Raw genomic sequence first — 14,010 nt, forward strand, 5'->3', positions numbered from 1 at the left:
CCGCGGTCCAGCGGGCCCGGTCTGCCGGGCCGGCTGAACCCTATCGACCGGCCCAAGCCCGACCTGAGCGGACCGGCGGCCTGGTGCCGCGCACCGTGAGGAACGGACGGCGCGGTCAGTGCGCGACGAGCCAGCGCCCGATGAGGGTGTGGCGCGGACGCCGGGGCGGAGCGGCCGCCGGGCCGCGCTCGGCGGCGAGCCGGCGACGCTCGAGGGTGACGGCGAGCTCGCGCTCGCGCTGGGCGGCCTGGTCGAGGGCGAAGAGATCGGTGTACATGGTGTCCTCCTTCGGAACACCTCCAACCTCGTCGCTGAGGCACCCCCGCCACATCGGGCAGACGTCCTAGCCGGGCGCCGGGGCTACCTCAGATCCGTGGGCGGACGTCCTAGGACGCGCGCCCGCGGCCTCAGACGACGCTGAGCGGCAGCAGCTTCTGCCCGGTGGGGCCGATCTGGATGTCGGTGTCCATCGCCGGGCAGACGCCGCAGTCGTAGCAGGGCGTCCAGCGGCAGTCCTCGACCTCGATCGAGTCGTCGGGGTCGAGCGCGTCCTGCCAGTCCTCCCACAACCAGTCGCGGTCCAGGCCCGAGTCGAGGTGGTCCCAGGGCAGCACCTCGCCGTACTCGCGCTCGCGCGTCGTGTACCAGTCCAGGTCGACGCCCGTGCCGGCCAGCGCCAGCGCGGCCTGCTCGGACCAGCGGTCGAAGCTGAAGTGCTCGCTCCAGCCGTCGAAGCGGCCGCCGTCGCGCCAGACGGCCTCGACGACCTTGCCGACGCGGCGGTCGCCGCGCGACAGCAGTCCCTCGATCGTGCCGGGCTTGCCGTCGTGGTAGCGGAAGCCGATGGCCCGGCCGAACTTCTTGTCCGACTGCACCGAGGCGCGCAGCTTGCGCAGGCGCTCGTCGGTGGTCTCGTGGTCCAGCTGGGCGGCCCACTGGAACGGCGTGTGCGGCTTGGGCACGAAGCCGCCGATCGAGACCGTGCAGCGGATGTCCTTGCGGCCGGAGACCTCGCGGCCGGTCTCGATGACCTTCTTGGCCAGCTCGCCGATCTGCAGGACGTCCTCGTCGGTCTCGGTCGGCAGGCCGCACATGAAGTACAGCTTCACCTGGCGCCAGCCGTGCGAGTACGCAGCGGCGACGGTCCGGATGAGGTCCTCCTCGGTCACCATCTTGTTGATGACCTTGCGCAGCCGCTCGCTGCCGCCCTCGGGCGCGAACGTCAGGCCGGAGCGGCGTCCGTTGCGGCTGAACTCGTTCGCGAGGGTGATGTTGAAGGCGTCGACGCGGGTGCTGGGCAGGCTCAGGGACGTGTTGGAGCCCTCGTAGCGGTCGGCCAGCTGGGTGGCGAGCTCGCCGATCTCGGTGTGGTCGGCGCTGGACAGGCTGAGCAGGCCGACCTCGTCCAGGCCGGTCTTGTCCAGGCCGTTCTGGACCATCTCGCCGATGCCCTGCAACGACCGCTCGCGCACCGGGCGGGTGATCATGCCGGCCTGGCAGAAGCGGCAGCCGCGGGTGCAGCCGCGGAAGATCTCGACGCTGAAGCGCTCGTGGACGGTCTCGGCCAGCGGCACCAGCGGGTTCTTCGGGTACGGCCACGCGTCCAGGTCCATCAGCGTGTGCTTGGCGACCTTCCACGGCACGCCCGGACGGTTGGGGACGACCTTCTCGATGCGGCCGTCGGGCAGGTACGTGACGTCGTAGAAGCGCGGCACGTAGACGCCGCCGGACTTGGCCAGGCGCAGCAGCACCTCGTCGCGTCCGCCGGGGCGGCCCTCGGCCTTCCACTCGCGGACGACGTCGCTGATGGCCAGGACGATCTCCTCGCCGTCGCCGAGCACGGCGGCGTCGAGGAAGTCGGCGACCGGCTCGGGGTTGAAGGCGCTGTGGCCGCCGGCCAGGACGATCGGGTGCTCGTCGGTGCGGTCGGCGCTGTGGATCGGGACGCCCGCGAGGTCGAGTGCGGTGAGCATGTTGGTGTAGCCGAGCTCGGTGGAGAAGCTCAGGCCCAGCACGTCGAACGCGGCGACCGGACGGTGGCTGTCGACGGTGAACTGCGGGATGCCGTGGGTGCGCATGACCTGCTCCATGTCGGGCAGGACGGCGTAGGTGCGCTCGGCCAGGATCCAGTCACGCTCGTTGAGGATCTCGTAGAGGATCTGCACGCCCTGGTTGGGCAGGCCCACCTCGTACGCGTCGGGGTACATGAGGGCCCACCGCACCTGCGCGGAGTCCCACTCCTTGACGGTGCTGTTCAGCTCGCCGCCGACGTACTGGATCGGCTTGCTGATCGTCGGCAGGAGGGGCTCGAGGCGGGGGAACACGGACTCGACGGACATGGCTCCCAGCGTAGGCGCTCGCCCCACCCGTCCGGTAATCCCGGCGGGCGGGGCGAGCTCGAGGCTCAGCCGACCGGCATGGCGACCGGCTCGGGTGCCTGCGCCACCGGCTCGGCGCCCGGGCGGGTGCCCAGCCGGCCGAGGCCGCGCTCGGCCAGCAGCAGCACCGCCGGGAGCAGCACCAGCCGGACGATCGTCGCGTCGATGAGGATCGCCACCGACAGCCCGACGCCCAGCTGCTTCATCTCCAGCATCGAGAGGCTGGCGAAGACCGCGAACACCGAGACCATGACCGCGGCCGCGCTCGTCACGACGGCGGCGGTGCGGCGGACCGACTGCTCGACCGCCTCGCGGTAGGGGCGCCCGGCCCGCAGCTCCTCGCGGAACCGGCTCAGCACGAACACGTGGTAGTCCATCGAGAGCCCGACCAGGACGACGAAGCAGAACAGCGGGATCCACATGACGACGTACCCCGGCGACGTGTAGTCGAGCAGCCCGTCGGCCCAGGAGTGGCCGAACACCAGCTGCAGCACGCCGAACGCGGCGCCGACCGACAGCAGGTTGAGGACGACGGTCAGGCCGGCGAGCAGCAGGCTGCGGAAGGCCAGGCCCATCATCGCCATGATGAACAGCAGCACGAACCCGACGACCCAGGGCAGCGCCGCCGCCTGGTGCTCGCGGTTGTCCAGGGCCGTCGCGACGTCGCCGCCGACGGCCCAGTCGCTGCCGTCGGGCAGCGCCTGGGGCACGACGTCCTCGCGGAGCGTCCGCACGGCGTCGTCGTTCACGTCCGACCCCTCGCCGCCGGGCGCGGCCATCTGCAGCAGGGCGGTGCGTCCGTCCGCGGCCAGCTCGACCGACGACTCCCCCGGCGCGGCGATCCCGCGGCCCTCCGCCTCCCGGGCCACGTCGAGCAGCGCCGGCTGGAGCGCGGCGCCGTCGCCGGTGGCCGCGACGGCCAGGGTCGGACGCTCGCTCGGGAACGCGTCCTGCACGTGCAGGTAGGCCTGCACCTCCGGGATGTCGGACGGGAGGGACTCGACGGTCGACTCCTGCAGGCGCATGCCCAGGGCGGGTGCGGCGAGCGCGACGAGCACCGCGGTGGCCAGCAGCGCGGACGCGCGGGGCCGGCGCAGCACCGGGCGCAGCAGCCGTCCGCTGATCGCCCCGGTGCCCATGCGGCCGGTGAGGCGCCAGAGCAGCGGCACGCGCGGACGGTCGACGAACCGGCCGAGCTCTGCGAGCACCGCGGGCAGCACGGTCAGCGAGCCGGCCACCGACACCAGCACGACGAGGATCGCGCCGACGGCGAGCGCCTCGAACACGGCGTCCCGGGTCAGGAAGAGCCCCGACATCGCGACGACGACGGCGACGCCGGAGACGACGACGGCGTGCCCGGCGGTGCGCGCGGCGGCCTCCACCGCGTCCACGGTCCCGAGCCCACGACGGCGCTCCTCGCGCTCGCGGGTCAGGTACAGCAGCGAGTAGTCGACGCCGACGGCCATGCCGATGAGCAGCACGATGTTGGACGTCGAGCCACCGTCGGGCACGAGCTGCGACAGCGGGGCGTAGAGCCCGACGGTCAGCAGCACCGAGCCGAACGCCATGAGCACCGGGATGCCCGCGGCCAGCACGGCGCCGAAGGCGACGAGCAGGATCGCGAAGGTCACGGGCAGGCTGGTCAGCTCGGCCGCCCCCAGGTCCTCGGCGACCCGCTCGTTCACGGCCGCGCCGACGGACGCGCCGCCGGCCTGCTCGACGGTCAGACCCGGACTCCGCTCGCGGACGTCGGCGACGGCGTTGGTGACGCCGTCGACGTGGTCGGAGGCGTCCTCGGCCGTGCCGGTCATCTCGATCGCGACCAGCACCGCGTCGCGCGACGCCGACCAGACCGGGTCGGCCACGGACGCGACGCCGTCGACGTCGGCCAGCTCGGTCCGGAGGTCGCGCACGACCGGCGCGACGGTGGCCGCGTCCATCCGGGCGCCGTCGTCGGTGAGCAGGACGGTCTCGACCGGGGCGCCGGCGAGCCCGGCGTCGGCGACCATGGCCTCGGCGCGGCCGGACTCGCCGACCCGGAAGTCGGCGTCCGAGGCCTGCTGGACGGGCATCGCCGCGCTGACCGCGAGCGCGGCGACGACGAGCACGAGCCACCCGGTGATCGCGCGCCACGGGTGGCGCGCGCTCCATCGGGCGGCTCGGACGGTGAGCGGTGATCGGTTCATGGCGGGTCCCTTTCCGCGGTGACGGGTGACGTCGTCACGCTCCCGCGGGCGGACGGGTGCGCACAGGAGTGCTGGACCCCGCTCGAGAAGGGGTGCCAGCACCCCTGCGCCGCGGGTCCGGGACCCGCCAGGATGGCCCGGTGACCACCTCCGCCCCGCCCAACTCCTCGCCGCGCCGGCCCACCACGGGCTGGCTCGCGCACGGCAACGGCCTCACCTGGCGCCTGCGCCTGACGCTCGTCGCCGTGGCGGACGTCCTGCTGGCCGTGCCGGCCCTCGTCCTGCTCTGCACGATCACGACCTCGCTGGGCGTGGCCGTCGTCGGCGTGGGGCTGCTCCTGCTGCTCGTGCTCGTGCCGCTCAACGCCGCGCTCGCGCAGGTGCAGCGCCGGCTGAGCGGCTCGGTGCTGGGCCGGACGATCGAGCGCCCGGACTACCTGCGGGCGCCGTCCGCGTCCCCGCTGTCGGCGCTGGCCACCTGGGTGCGCGACCCGGCCCGCTGGCGCGACTACGCCTGGACCTGGACGACCGTGGTCGTCGGCTGGGCGCTGAGCTGGATCGCGCTCGGGCTCGGCCTGGCCGTCGTCTGGTACGCCGTCTTCCCGTTCGTGTTCGCGGTGACGCCCGAGGGCGTGCTGGTCAACGACTACGGGTTCATCACCGTCGACACCCAGGAGGAGGCCTTCCTGCAGTGGGTGCTGGTGCTCGTCGCCCTCGCGATCTGGTGGTGGCTGCTCCCGCCGCTCGTGCGGCTGCGCGCCCTGCTCGACAAGGCGCTGCTGTCGCCCTCGCGCCACCAGCTCGAGCGCCGCGTCGCGGAGGTCGCGGCGAGCCGCACCGAGACGATCGACCACTCCGCCGCCGAGCTGCGCCGCATCGAGCGCGACCTGCACGACGGCGCGCAGGCGCGGCTCGTCTCGCTGGGCATGAGCCTGGGCATGGCCGAGGAGCTCGTCCGGTCCGACCCGGACGCCGCCGCCCGGCTCATCGCCGAGGCCCGCGACACCACGGTGACGACGCTGGGCGACCTGCGCTCGGTCGTGCGCGGCATCCACCCGCCCGTGCTGGCCGACCGCGGGCTCGCGGGCGCGGTGCAGGCGCTCGCGCTCGACCTGGCCGTGCCCACCACCGTGCTGGTCGACCTGCCCGGACGCGCACCGGAGCCGGTCGAGTCGGCCACCTACTTCGCGGTCGCCGAGGCCCTCGCCAACGTGGTCAAGCACGCGGACGCGCGACGGGCGACGGTCACCCTCGGCCACGACGGACGCGTGCTGCGCGCGGTGGTGACCGACGACGGACGCGGCGGCGCCGACCCCGGTCGCGGCACGGGACTGGCGGGCGTGGCCCGGCGGCTGGCAGCCTTTGACGGCACCCTGACCGTCACGAGCCCCGCGGGCGGTCCCACCACCGTCACCCTGGAGCTGCCGTGCGCGCTGTCGTCGCCGAGGACCACGCCCTCCTCCGGGACGGCCTGACCCGGCTGCTCCAGGCGCACGACATCGACGTCGTGGCCGCCGTCGACGACGCCGCCTCGCTCGAGCTGGCGCTGCGCCGCGACGACGTGGACGTGGCGGTCGTGGACGTCCGGATGCCGCCGACGTTCACCGACGAGGGGCTGCGGGCCGCGATCCGGGCCCGGGCCGAGCGACCGGGCCTGCCGGTGCTCGTGCTGTCGCAGTACGTCGAGCAGCTGTACGCCCGCGAGCTCCTGGCCAGCGGCGAGGGCGGCGTCGGCTACCTGCTCAAGGACCGCGTGACCGACGTGGGCGCGTTCGTGCAGAGCGTCCGCACCGTGGCCGCCGGCGGCACGTCGCTCGACCCCGAGGTCGTGGCGACGCTGGTGACGAAGGCGCGCGAGAGCACCCCGGTCGGCCGGCTGACCGACCGCGAGCGGGAGGTGCTGGCGCTCATGGCGGAGGGACGCTCGAACGCCGCCGTCGCCGCCGCGCTCTTCGTCACCGAGAAGGCGGTCAGCAAGCACATCAACAACGTCTTCACGAAGCTGGACCTGCCGGTCAGCCCCGACGACCACCGCCGGGTGCTGGCCGTGCTGGCCTACCTGCAGGCGTAGGGACGGCTCAGAGGCCGGGGAACCACAGGGCGATCTCGCGCGCGGCCGACTCCGGGGAGTCCGAGGCGTGCACGAGGTTCTCGCGGTTCGACAGCGAGAGGTCGCCGCGGATCGTGCCCGGGGCGGCGGCGCGACCGTCGGTGGCGCCGTTCAGGCCGCGGACGACGGTGATCGCCTCGTCGCCCTCGAGCACCAGCGCGACGAGCGGACCGGACGTCGAGAACGCGCGCAGCGGCGGGTACCACGGCTGGTCGACGTGCTCGGCGTAGTGCGCGTCGGCCTGCTGCTCGTCGATCGAGCGCAGCTCCATCGCCACGACCGAGAGGCCCTTCGTCTCGTACCGGGACAGGATGGTGCCGACGAGACCGCGCTTGACGGCGTCCGGCTTGAGCAGGACGAGCGTGCGTTGTGACATGGACGAAACCTATCGTCCCGACCCCGAAGGAGCCGCCCATGCCCCGGACCACCGAGACGCCCTGGTGGCGCGACGCCGTCATCTACCAGGTCTACCCGCGCTCGTGGGCGGACTCCGACGGCGACGGCGTCGGCGACCTGCCGGGCATCACCGCCCGGCTCCCCCACCTGGCCGAGCTCGGCGTGGACGCGGTGTGGCTGTCGCCGTTCTACACGTCGCCGCAGAACGACGCGGGCTACGACGTGGCCGACTACCGCGACGTCGACCCGCTGTTCGGCACGCTCGACGACTTCGACGCCCTGGTCGCCGAGGCCCACGGCCTGGGCCTCAAGGTGGTCGTGGACGTCGTCCCGAACCACTCCTCCAGCGAGCACGCCTGGTTCCGGGCCGCGCTGGCGTCCCCGCCCGGCTCGCCCGAGCGCGCCCGCTACGTCTTCCGCGACGGCCGGGGCGAAGGCGGCGACGAGCCGCCGAACAACTGGCAGAGCACGTTCGGCGGCTCCGCCTGGACCCGCGTCACTGAGCCGGACGGCACGAAGGGCCAGTGGTACCTGCACCTGTTCGACAGCACCCAGCCCGACTTCGACTGGACCAACCCCGAGGTGCGCGAGGAGCTCGAGGACGTCCTGCGGTTCTGGCTCGACCGCGGCGCCGACGGCTTCCGCATCGACGTCGCCCACGGCCTGGTGAAGGCCGACGGCCTGCCCGACGCCAACCCCGACTACGACCTGGCCACGGACCCGACGAACTCCCAGCCGATGTGGGACCAGGAGGGCGTGCACGAGATCTACCGCTCGTGGCGGCGCATCGCCGACTCCTACGCGACGCCCGGCGACCCGGACTCCGAGCGGCTGCTGTGCGCCGAGGCGTGGGTCGTCCCGGCCGAGAACCTGGTCAAGTACGTCCGTCCCGACGAGCTGCACCAGTCGTTCAACTTCGAGTACCTCATGACGCCGTGGATCGCCGCCGAGCAGCGCGAGGCCGTCGCGCAGGCGCTCGAGCACGCCGCGGCCGTCGGTGCCCCGCAGACCTGGGTGCTGTCCAACCACGACGTCGTGCGGCACGCCTCGCGCCTGGGGTACCCGCAGACGCCCGGCGCGCGCCGCGTCCCCGGCGTGGGTCCCGAGCACGAGCAGCCGGACGCCGAGCTGGGCCTGCGCCGGGCCCGCGCCGCCACCACGCTCATGCTGTCGCTGCCCGGCTCCGCCTACGTCTACCAGGGCGAGGAGCTCGGCCTGCCCGACGTCACCGACCTGCCGCACGAGCACCGCCAGGACCCGACGTGGCACCGCTCCGGCCCCGCCGACGTGGGCCGCGACGGCTGCCGCGTGCCCATGGCCTGGGAGTCCGACGCCCCGGCCTACGGCTTCAACGACACGGGACGCTCCTGGCTGCCCCAGCCCGCGTCGTACGGCCGGCTCGCCGTCGACACCCAGCGCGGCGTCGAGGGCTCGACGCTCGAGCTCTACCGCACCCTGCTGCGGCTGCGCCGCGAGCGCGGGCTCGGCACCGGCGAGCTCACCTGGCTCGACCTGGGCCAGGACGTCGTCGCGTTCAGCGTCACCGCGACCGACGGCACCGCGACGACCGTCGTGGCCAACCTCGGGCGCGCGCCGGTGGCGCTGCCGGACGGCGAGGTGCTGGTGACGAGCGAGCCGCTCGCGGACGGACGCCTCGGTGTCGACACGACGGCGTGGCTGGCCGGCTGACGCGTCTCGTGTGGCACTGAACCCTCCCCGGGTCTACCGTCGGGCCACGCGTTCGTGACCCAGGTCACGACGAAGCACTTGGTCACGGGGAGGGACCTTTGAGAACCACACGTGCCCCACGGGCCCGGCTCGGCGCCGCGGCCGTCCTCGTCGCGGCCGGCCTGGCGGCCTGCGCCGGCGGCGACGACGGCGGGACGCCGGTCATCAACCTGTACGGAGCGGCCTCCGCGGCCGGCTTCGACCAGATCATCGACGCCTGCAACGAGGAGGCCGAGGGTCGCTACAAGATCGTCGGCAACCTGCTGCCCAGCGACGCCGACGGCCAGCGCGAGCAGCTCGTCCGCCGCCTGGCCGCCCACGACGACGGCATGGACGTCATGTCCACCGACGTCACCTGGACCGCCGAGTTCGCCGAGGCGGGCTGGATCAAGGAGCTCGACGAGGAGCAGACCCGGCTCGCGTCCGAGGACACCCTCCAGCCGACGCTCGACACGGCGACCTGGAAGGACAAGCTCTACGGCATCCCGAAGCACACCAACGTCCAGCTGCTCTGGTACCGCAAGTCGCTCGTCCCGAACCCGCCCAAGACGTGGGACGAGATGTTCGAGATGGCCCAGAAGCTCAAGGACGAGGGCCAGCCGTACGAGATCGGCGTCACCGCGGCCCGCTACGAGGGCTACGTCGTCACCTTCAACACGATCCTGTCCACCTACGGCGGCACCCTCGTCAACGAGGACAGCACCGAGCCCACGGTCGACGAGAACACGGTGAAGTCGCTCGCGCTGATCAAGCGGCTGGCCGACTCCGGCCTGGCCAGCGCCTCGCTGTCCAACGCCCAGGAGCCGGAGGTCTTCGCCTCCATGCAGCAGGGCAAGGCCGCGTTCATCATCAACTGGCCGTACGTCCTGAGCGCCATGCGTGCCGCCGGCGAGACCGACGAGAACAGCAAGAAGATCGCCGACGACCTCGGCTTCGCGACGTACCCCTCGGTCGAGGAGGGCAAGCCGCCGCGCGTCACGCTGGGCGGCGCGAACTTCACGATCAGCGAGTTCAGCAAGCACCCGGACCTGGCCTTCGAGGCCGCGATGTGCATGCGCACCCCCGAGCACCAGCTCATGCACGCGATCAACGCCGGCGAGCCGCCGGTGGCCGAGAGCGTCTACGAGGAGCCGGAGTTCCAGGAGGCGTACCCGCAGTACCAGGTGATGCTCGCCGAGCTGCAGACGGCCGTGCCCCGTCCAGTCACCCCGCTGTACCAGAACATCTCGACCATCGTGTCGTCCCTGCTGTCGCCGCCCAAGGGCATCGACCCGGAGTCCACCTCCGAGGACCTGCGTGACGGCATCCAGGACGCACTGGACGGAAAGGGGATCCTGCCGTGACGTCCACGCTCCCGCCGCAGGCGAGCGCCGAGGCCGAGGCGCAGGTCGCCCGGCAGCGGTTCACCGAGGGACAGCGTGCCGAGCGCAAGCTGGGGCTGCTGCTGTGCGCCCCCGCCGTGATCGTCATGCTGGCCGTCTGCGCGTACCCGATCCTGTACGCGATCTACCTGTCCTTCTTCCGCGCCGACCTCCGCACGCCGGACGCCAACGAGTTCATCGGCTTCGACAACTACGTCACGGTGCTCTCCAGCGGCCTGTGGTGGAACGCGTTCGGGGTCACGATGTTCATCACCGTGGTCAGCACGATCGTCGAGCTGGTGCTCGGCATGGCGCTGGCCGTGGTCATGCACCGCACGATCGTCGGCCGCGGACTGGTGCGCACGGCCGCCCTGGTGCCGTACGCCATCGTCACCGTGGTCGCCGCGTTCAGCTGGCGGTTCGCCTGGACCCAGGACCTCGGCTGGCTGGCCGGCGACAACGCGCCGCTCACCGAGCAGTGGAGCTCGCTGTGGATCATCATCCTCAGCGAGGTCTGGAAGACGACGCCGTTCATGGCCCTGCTGCTCATGGCCGGCCTCGCCCTCGTCCCCGAGGACCTGCTCAAGGCCGCGTCCATGGACGGCGCCAACGCCTGGCAGCGCTTCATCAAGGTCACCGTGCCGCTGATCAAGCCCTCGATCCTGGTCGCGCTGCTGTTCCGCGCGCTGGACGCCTTCCGCATCTTCGACAACATCTTCGTGCTCACCAGCGGCGCGAACGACACGTCGTCGGTGTCGGTCATCGCCTACAACAACCTGATCCGCGGCCTGAACCTCGGCATCGGGTCGACGATGTCGGTGCTGATCTTCCTGAGCATCGCGATCATCGCGTTCGTGTTCATCAAGCTGTTCGGCGCCGCGGCGCCCGGTGCGAGCGAGGAGAAGCGATGAGCACCATCGAGACCCCCCGTCGCAAGGCCGCCTGGGCGGCCGTCGACCTGGTCGTCCTGCTGTACGCCCTGGTGCCGGTCGTGTGGATCGTGTCGCTGTCGCTCAAGACCGACGGCACGCTCAACGACGGCAACTTCTTCCCGCGGGCCATCACCTGGGACGCCTACGACCAGATCTTCAACAACGACGACTTCCTGCGGGCGCTGCTCAACTCCATCGGCATCTGCCTGATCTCGACGTTCGTCGCGCTGATCCTGGGCACGATGGCCGCCTACGCGATCGCCCGCCTGGACTTCCCGGGCAAGCGCTCGATCGTGGGCATCTCGCTGCTCATCGCGATGTTCCCGCAGATCGCCCTGGTGACCCCGCTGTTCCGGATCGAGACCGCGATCGGCATCTTCGACACCTGGCTCGGCCTGATCATCCCCTACATCACCTTCGCGCTCCCGCTGGCGATCTACACCCTGTCGGCGTTCTTCCGCGAGATCCCGTGGGAGCTGGAGAAGGCGGCCAAGATGGACGGCGCCACGCCGTTCCAGGCCTTCCGCAAGGTGATCGCGCCGCTGGCCCTGCCGGGCGTCTTCACCACGGCGATCCTGGTGTTCATCTCGTGCTGGAACGACTTCCTGTTCGCGATCTCGCTGACGTCGTCGTCCAACGCCCGCACGGTGCCGGCCGCGCTGTCGTACTTCACCGGTGCGACCACGTTCGAGAAGCCGACCGCGGCGATCGCCGCCGGTGCGGTCGTCATCACCATCCCGATCATCCTCTTCGTCCTGTTCTTCCAGCGCCGCATCGTCGCCGGGCTCACGTCCGGCGCCGTCAAGGGCTGACCAGCAAAGGAGCCGACCGTGGCCGAGATCGTCCTGGACAACGTCGTCAAGCGCTACCCCGACGGCGCGCTCGCCGTCGACCACCTCAACCTCGAGATCGCCGATGGCGAGTTCATCATCCTCGTCGGCCCGTCCGGCTGCGGGAAGTCGACGACCCTCAACATGGTCGCCGGCCTGGAGGACATCACCTCCGGCGAGCTGCGCATCGACGGCAAGGTCGTCAACGACAAGGCGCCCAAGGACCGCGACATCGCCATGGTGTTCCAGTCCTACGCGCTCTACCCGCACATGACCGTCTACGAGAACATGGCGTTCCCGCTGACCCTCGCCGGCACGGACAAGGACACCATCAGGCAGAAGGTCGGCGACGCGGCCGAGATGCTCGAGCTGACCCAGCACCTCGAGCGCCGTCCGGCGAACCTGTCCGGCGGCCAGCGCCAGCGCGTCGCGATGGGCCGGGCGATCGTCCGCCAGCCCAAGGCGTTCCTCATGGACGAGCCGCTGTCGAACCTGGACGCCAAGCTCCGCGTGCAGATGCGCACGCAGGTCTCGCGCATCCAGAAGAAGCTCGGCACGACGACCCTCTACGTCACGCACGACCAGACCGAGGCCATGACGCTCGGCGACCGGGTCGTCGTCATGCGCGGCGGCATCGTCCAGCAGGTCGGCAGCCCGGCGTTCCTGTACGACCACCCGGCCAACCTGTTCGTGGCCGGCTTCATCGGCAGCCCGTCGATGAACTTCGTGCCGGCGACGCTCGACGGCGGCACGCTGCACAGCCCGCTCGGCGACCTGCCGCTGCCCGACGAGCACCGCCGCGCGGTCGAGTCCGGCGCGAAGGGCCGCGAGGTCATCGTCGGCCTGCGTCCGGAGCACTTCGAGGACGCCGCGCTGGTCAACGACCCGTCGCGCGGGGCCACCGTCGACGTCACGATCGACCTGGTCGAGTCGATGGGCTCGGACGTGTTCGCCTACTTCACCGTCGACGCGCAGCTCGGCGGGTCGGGCGGCCTGGACGAGCTGGCCCGCGACACCGGCGCCGAGATGGGGGTGGGCGGCGTGCAGGTCACCGCGCGCCTGGAGCCCACCTCGCGCGTGAGCGCCGGCCAGCCGGCGCGCCTGTGGGTCGACACGAGCAAGATCCAGGTGTTCGACCCCAAGAGCGGCGACAACCTCACCGCCCGCGTCGGCTGAGCCCCGCAGGTCGCACGACCCGGCCCGTCACAGACGGGTCGGGTCGTCCTGCTTGCGGCGCGGACGCCGCTTGCGCCGGGTCACCTGCGCCATGATGTCGCGGTTCCACTCGTGCTCGCGGATGAGCCGGTACCGCTCCCCCGACACGCGCATGTAGGCGTCCGCCTCGGTCTCGTCCTCGCCGCGGACCCCGGCGTCCTCGACCATCTCGAGCACCGGCGTGAAGTCCTCCTCGTACCAGCGCGACGCGACGGTCGGGCGGTCGAGGTAGGTCTCCTCGGCGTGCATGAGCCGGGCGCCCCACGCCTCGACCATCTCGGCGAGCCAGCCGTAGTGCACGGGGTCGGAGACCTCGATGTGCGCGCGACGTGCGCGGCTCAGCGGCACGCGCTCGAGGAAGATGCGCCGCCAGTGCTTGCGCTCGAGCTGCTCGCGCCGGGAGAACTCCACCGGCGAGAGCATCGTGAGCACCTCGGTGACGTTGGCCTCGATGACGTCCAGGTTGAGCGCGCGGGCGACGGAGACGCGGTGGTGGCCGTCGCGGACGAAGTAGTAGTCGCCCAGCTGGTAGACGTCGATCGGCGGGATCGTCTCCCCGGTGCGGCTCGCGCGGGCCAGCCGCTCCCAGCGCTGGCGGCTCTTGCTCGACGTGGGCCGGAAGCGGCGGTCGAAGTCGCGCGCACGGTCGACCGAGCCGATGATCGCGTCGAGCGGGATGACCTGCGTGCCGCGGTAGGTCTCGCCGCGCCGGCCCAGGGCGTCGACCGCCTCGTCGAAGGACAACGTCTGGACGACGTCGTGGGTGTCGTGGCGGATCCAGCCGGCCAGGGCGGACAGCACCTGGTGGCGGCGCGCGCGGATGAAGTCGTTCTCGGCGTCCGCCCTGGGCGAGCCGGTGTCACGCACGGGCATG

12 protein-coding genes are annotated in these 14,010 nt (G+C 72.0%); 7 read left to right on the plus strand and 5 right to left on the minus strand.

Going from position 1 to position 14,010, the window contains the following annotated elements; translation table 11 throughout:
* Positions 1-115 precede the first annotated feature (115 nt).
* The 3 genes from E0W78_RS16615 to E0W78_RS12675 form a co-directional block, all read right to left on the minus strand.
* Positions 116-277 (minus strand): hypothetical protein, encoded by a 162-nt coding sequence (locus E0W78_RS16615; RefSeq protein WP_165570503.1) that lies wholly within the window; start codon positions 275-277, stop codon positions 116-118.
* 130 nt (positions 278-407) lie between these two features.
* Positions 408-2,339, minus strand: coding sequence for a TIGR03960 family B12-binding radical SAM protein (locus tag E0W78_RS12670; RefSeq protein WP_131404316.1), 1,932 nt, complete (start codon positions 2,337-2,339; stop codon positions 408-410).
* Between the two features lie 65 nt (positions 2,340-2,404).
* Positions 2,405-4,564: an MMPL family transporter gene (locus tag E0W78_RS12675; RefSeq protein ID WP_131404317.1), complete on the minus strand. Its 2,160-nt coding sequence runs from the start codon at positions 4,562-4,564 to the stop codon at positions 2,405-2,407.
* A gap of 140 nt (positions 4,565-4,704) precedes the next feature.
* On the opposite strand from E0W78_RS12675, the gene E0W78_RS12680 reads away from it, so the two are divergent.
* Positions 4,705-6,039, plus strand: coding sequence for a sensor domain-containing protein (locus tag E0W78_RS12680; RefSeq protein WP_165570504.1), 1,335 nt, complete (start codon positions 4,705-4,707; stop codon positions 6,037-6,039).
* Complete coding sequence (locus E0W78_RS12685; RefSeq protein ID WP_131404319.1) at positions 5,991-6,635, plus strand: response regulator transcription factor; 645 nt, start codon at positions 5,991-5,993, stop codon at positions 6,633-6,635. The genes E0W78_RS12680 and E0W78_RS12685 overlap by 49 nt, the downstream gene beginning before the upstream one ends.
* A gap of 7 nt (positions 6,636-6,642) precedes the next feature.
* Here E0W78_RS12685 and ndk read toward each other — a convergent pair whose 3' ends face one another.
* Positions 6,643-7,050 carry a nucleoside-diphosphate kinase gene (gene ndk / locus E0W78_RS12690; protein ID WP_131404320.1) on the minus strand — a complete coding sequence of 136 codons (408 nt, stop codon included), beginning with the start codon at positions 7,048-7,050 and terminating at the stop codon, positions 6,643-6,645.
* A 38-nt stretch (positions 7,051-7,088) separates the two neighbouring features.
* On the opposite strand from ndk, the gene E0W78_RS12695 reads away from it, so the two are divergent.
* The 5 genes from E0W78_RS12695 (at position 7,089) to ugpC (ending at position 13,097) form a co-directional block, all read left to right on the plus strand.
* Positions 7,089-8,759 carry a glycoside hydrolase family 13 protein gene (locus E0W78_RS12695; protein ID WP_131404321.1) on the plus strand — a complete coding sequence of 557 codons (1,671 nt, stop codon included), beginning with the start codon at positions 7,089-7,091 and terminating at the stop codon, positions 8,757-8,759.
* Between the two features lie 98 nt (positions 8,760-8,857).
* Entirely contained in the window at positions 8,858-10,141 is a 1,284-nt protein-coding gene (locus E0W78_RS12700) for an ABC transporter substrate-binding protein (protein ID WP_131404322.1), read from the plus strand.
* Positions 10,138-11,070, plus strand: a complete 933-nt coding sequence (locus E0W78_RS12705; protein WP_131404323.1) for a sugar ABC transporter permease — start codon at positions 10,138-10,140, stop codon at positions 11,068-11,070. Before E0W78_RS12700 ends, E0W78_RS12705 begins: the two co-directional genes overlap by 4 nt.
* Positions 11,067-11,903 (plus strand): carbohydrate ABC transporter permease, encoded by an 837-nt coding sequence (locus tag E0W78_RS12710; RefSeq protein WP_131404324.1) that lies wholly within the window; start codon positions 11,067-11,069, stop codon positions 11,901-11,903. The genes E0W78_RS12705 and E0W78_RS12710 overlap by 4 nt, the downstream gene beginning before the upstream one ends.
* Positions 11,904-11,921: 18 nt before the next feature.
* The gene (ugpC, locus tag E0W78_RS12715; RefSeq protein WP_131404325.1) at positions 11,922-13,097 is read left to right on the plus strand and encodes a sn-glycerol-3-phosphate ABC transporter ATP-binding protein UgpC; all 1,176 of its coding nucleotides are present in this window, start codon (positions 11,922-11,924) and stop codon (positions 13,095-13,097) included.
* A 27-nt stretch (positions 13,098-13,124) separates the two neighbouring features.
* Here the strand turns inward: ugpC and E0W78_RS12720 are convergent, their stop codons facing one another.
* The gene (locus E0W78_RS12720; RefSeq protein WP_131404326.1) at positions 13,125-14,009 is read right to left on the minus strand and encodes a ParB N-terminal domain-containing protein; all 885 of its coding nucleotides are present in this window, start codon (positions 14,007-14,009) and stop codon (positions 13,125-13,127) included.
* Between the last annotated feature and the right edge of the window lies 1 nt (position 14,010).

Source organism: Aeromicrobium sp. IC_218 (genome assembly GCF_004336805.1).
Classification (GTDB): domain Bacteria; phylum Actinomycetota; class Actinomycetes; order Propionibacteriales; family Nocardioidaceae; genus Aeromicrobium.

What these genes read in the sequence shown, in the direction of transcription:
- E0W78_RS12710 (WP_131404324.1), top strand. Translation starts at nt 11,067, where the DNA reads ATGAGCACCATCGAGACCCCCCGTCGCAAGGCCGCCTGGGCGGCCGTC.
- ndk (WP_131404320.1), bottom strand. Translation starts at nt 7,050, where the DNA reads ATGTCACAACGCACGCTCGTCCTGCTCAAGCCGGACGCCGTCAAGCGC.
- E0W78_RS12670 (WP_131404316.1), bottom strand. Translation starts at nt 2,339, where the DNA reads ATGTCCGTCGAGTCCGTGTTCCCCCGCCTCGAGCCCCTCCTGCCGACG.
- E0W78_RS12720 (WP_131404326.1), bottom strand. Translation starts at nt 14,009, where the DNA reads ATGCCCGTGCGTGACACCGGCTCGCCCAGGGCGGACGCCGAGAACGAC.
- E0W78_RS12695 (WP_131404321.1), top strand. Translation starts at nt 7,089, where the DNA reads ATGCCCCGGACCACCGAGACGCCCTGGTGGCGCGACGCCGTCATCTAC.
- E0W78_RS16615 (WP_165570503.1), bottom strand. Translation starts at nt 277, where the DNA reads ATGTACACCGATCTCTTCGCCCTCGACCAGGCCGCCCAGCGCGAGCGC.
- E0W78_RS12675 (WP_131404317.1), bottom strand. Translation starts at nt 4,564, where the DNA reads ATGAACCGATCACCGCTCACCGTCCGAGCCGCCCGATGGAGCGCGCGC.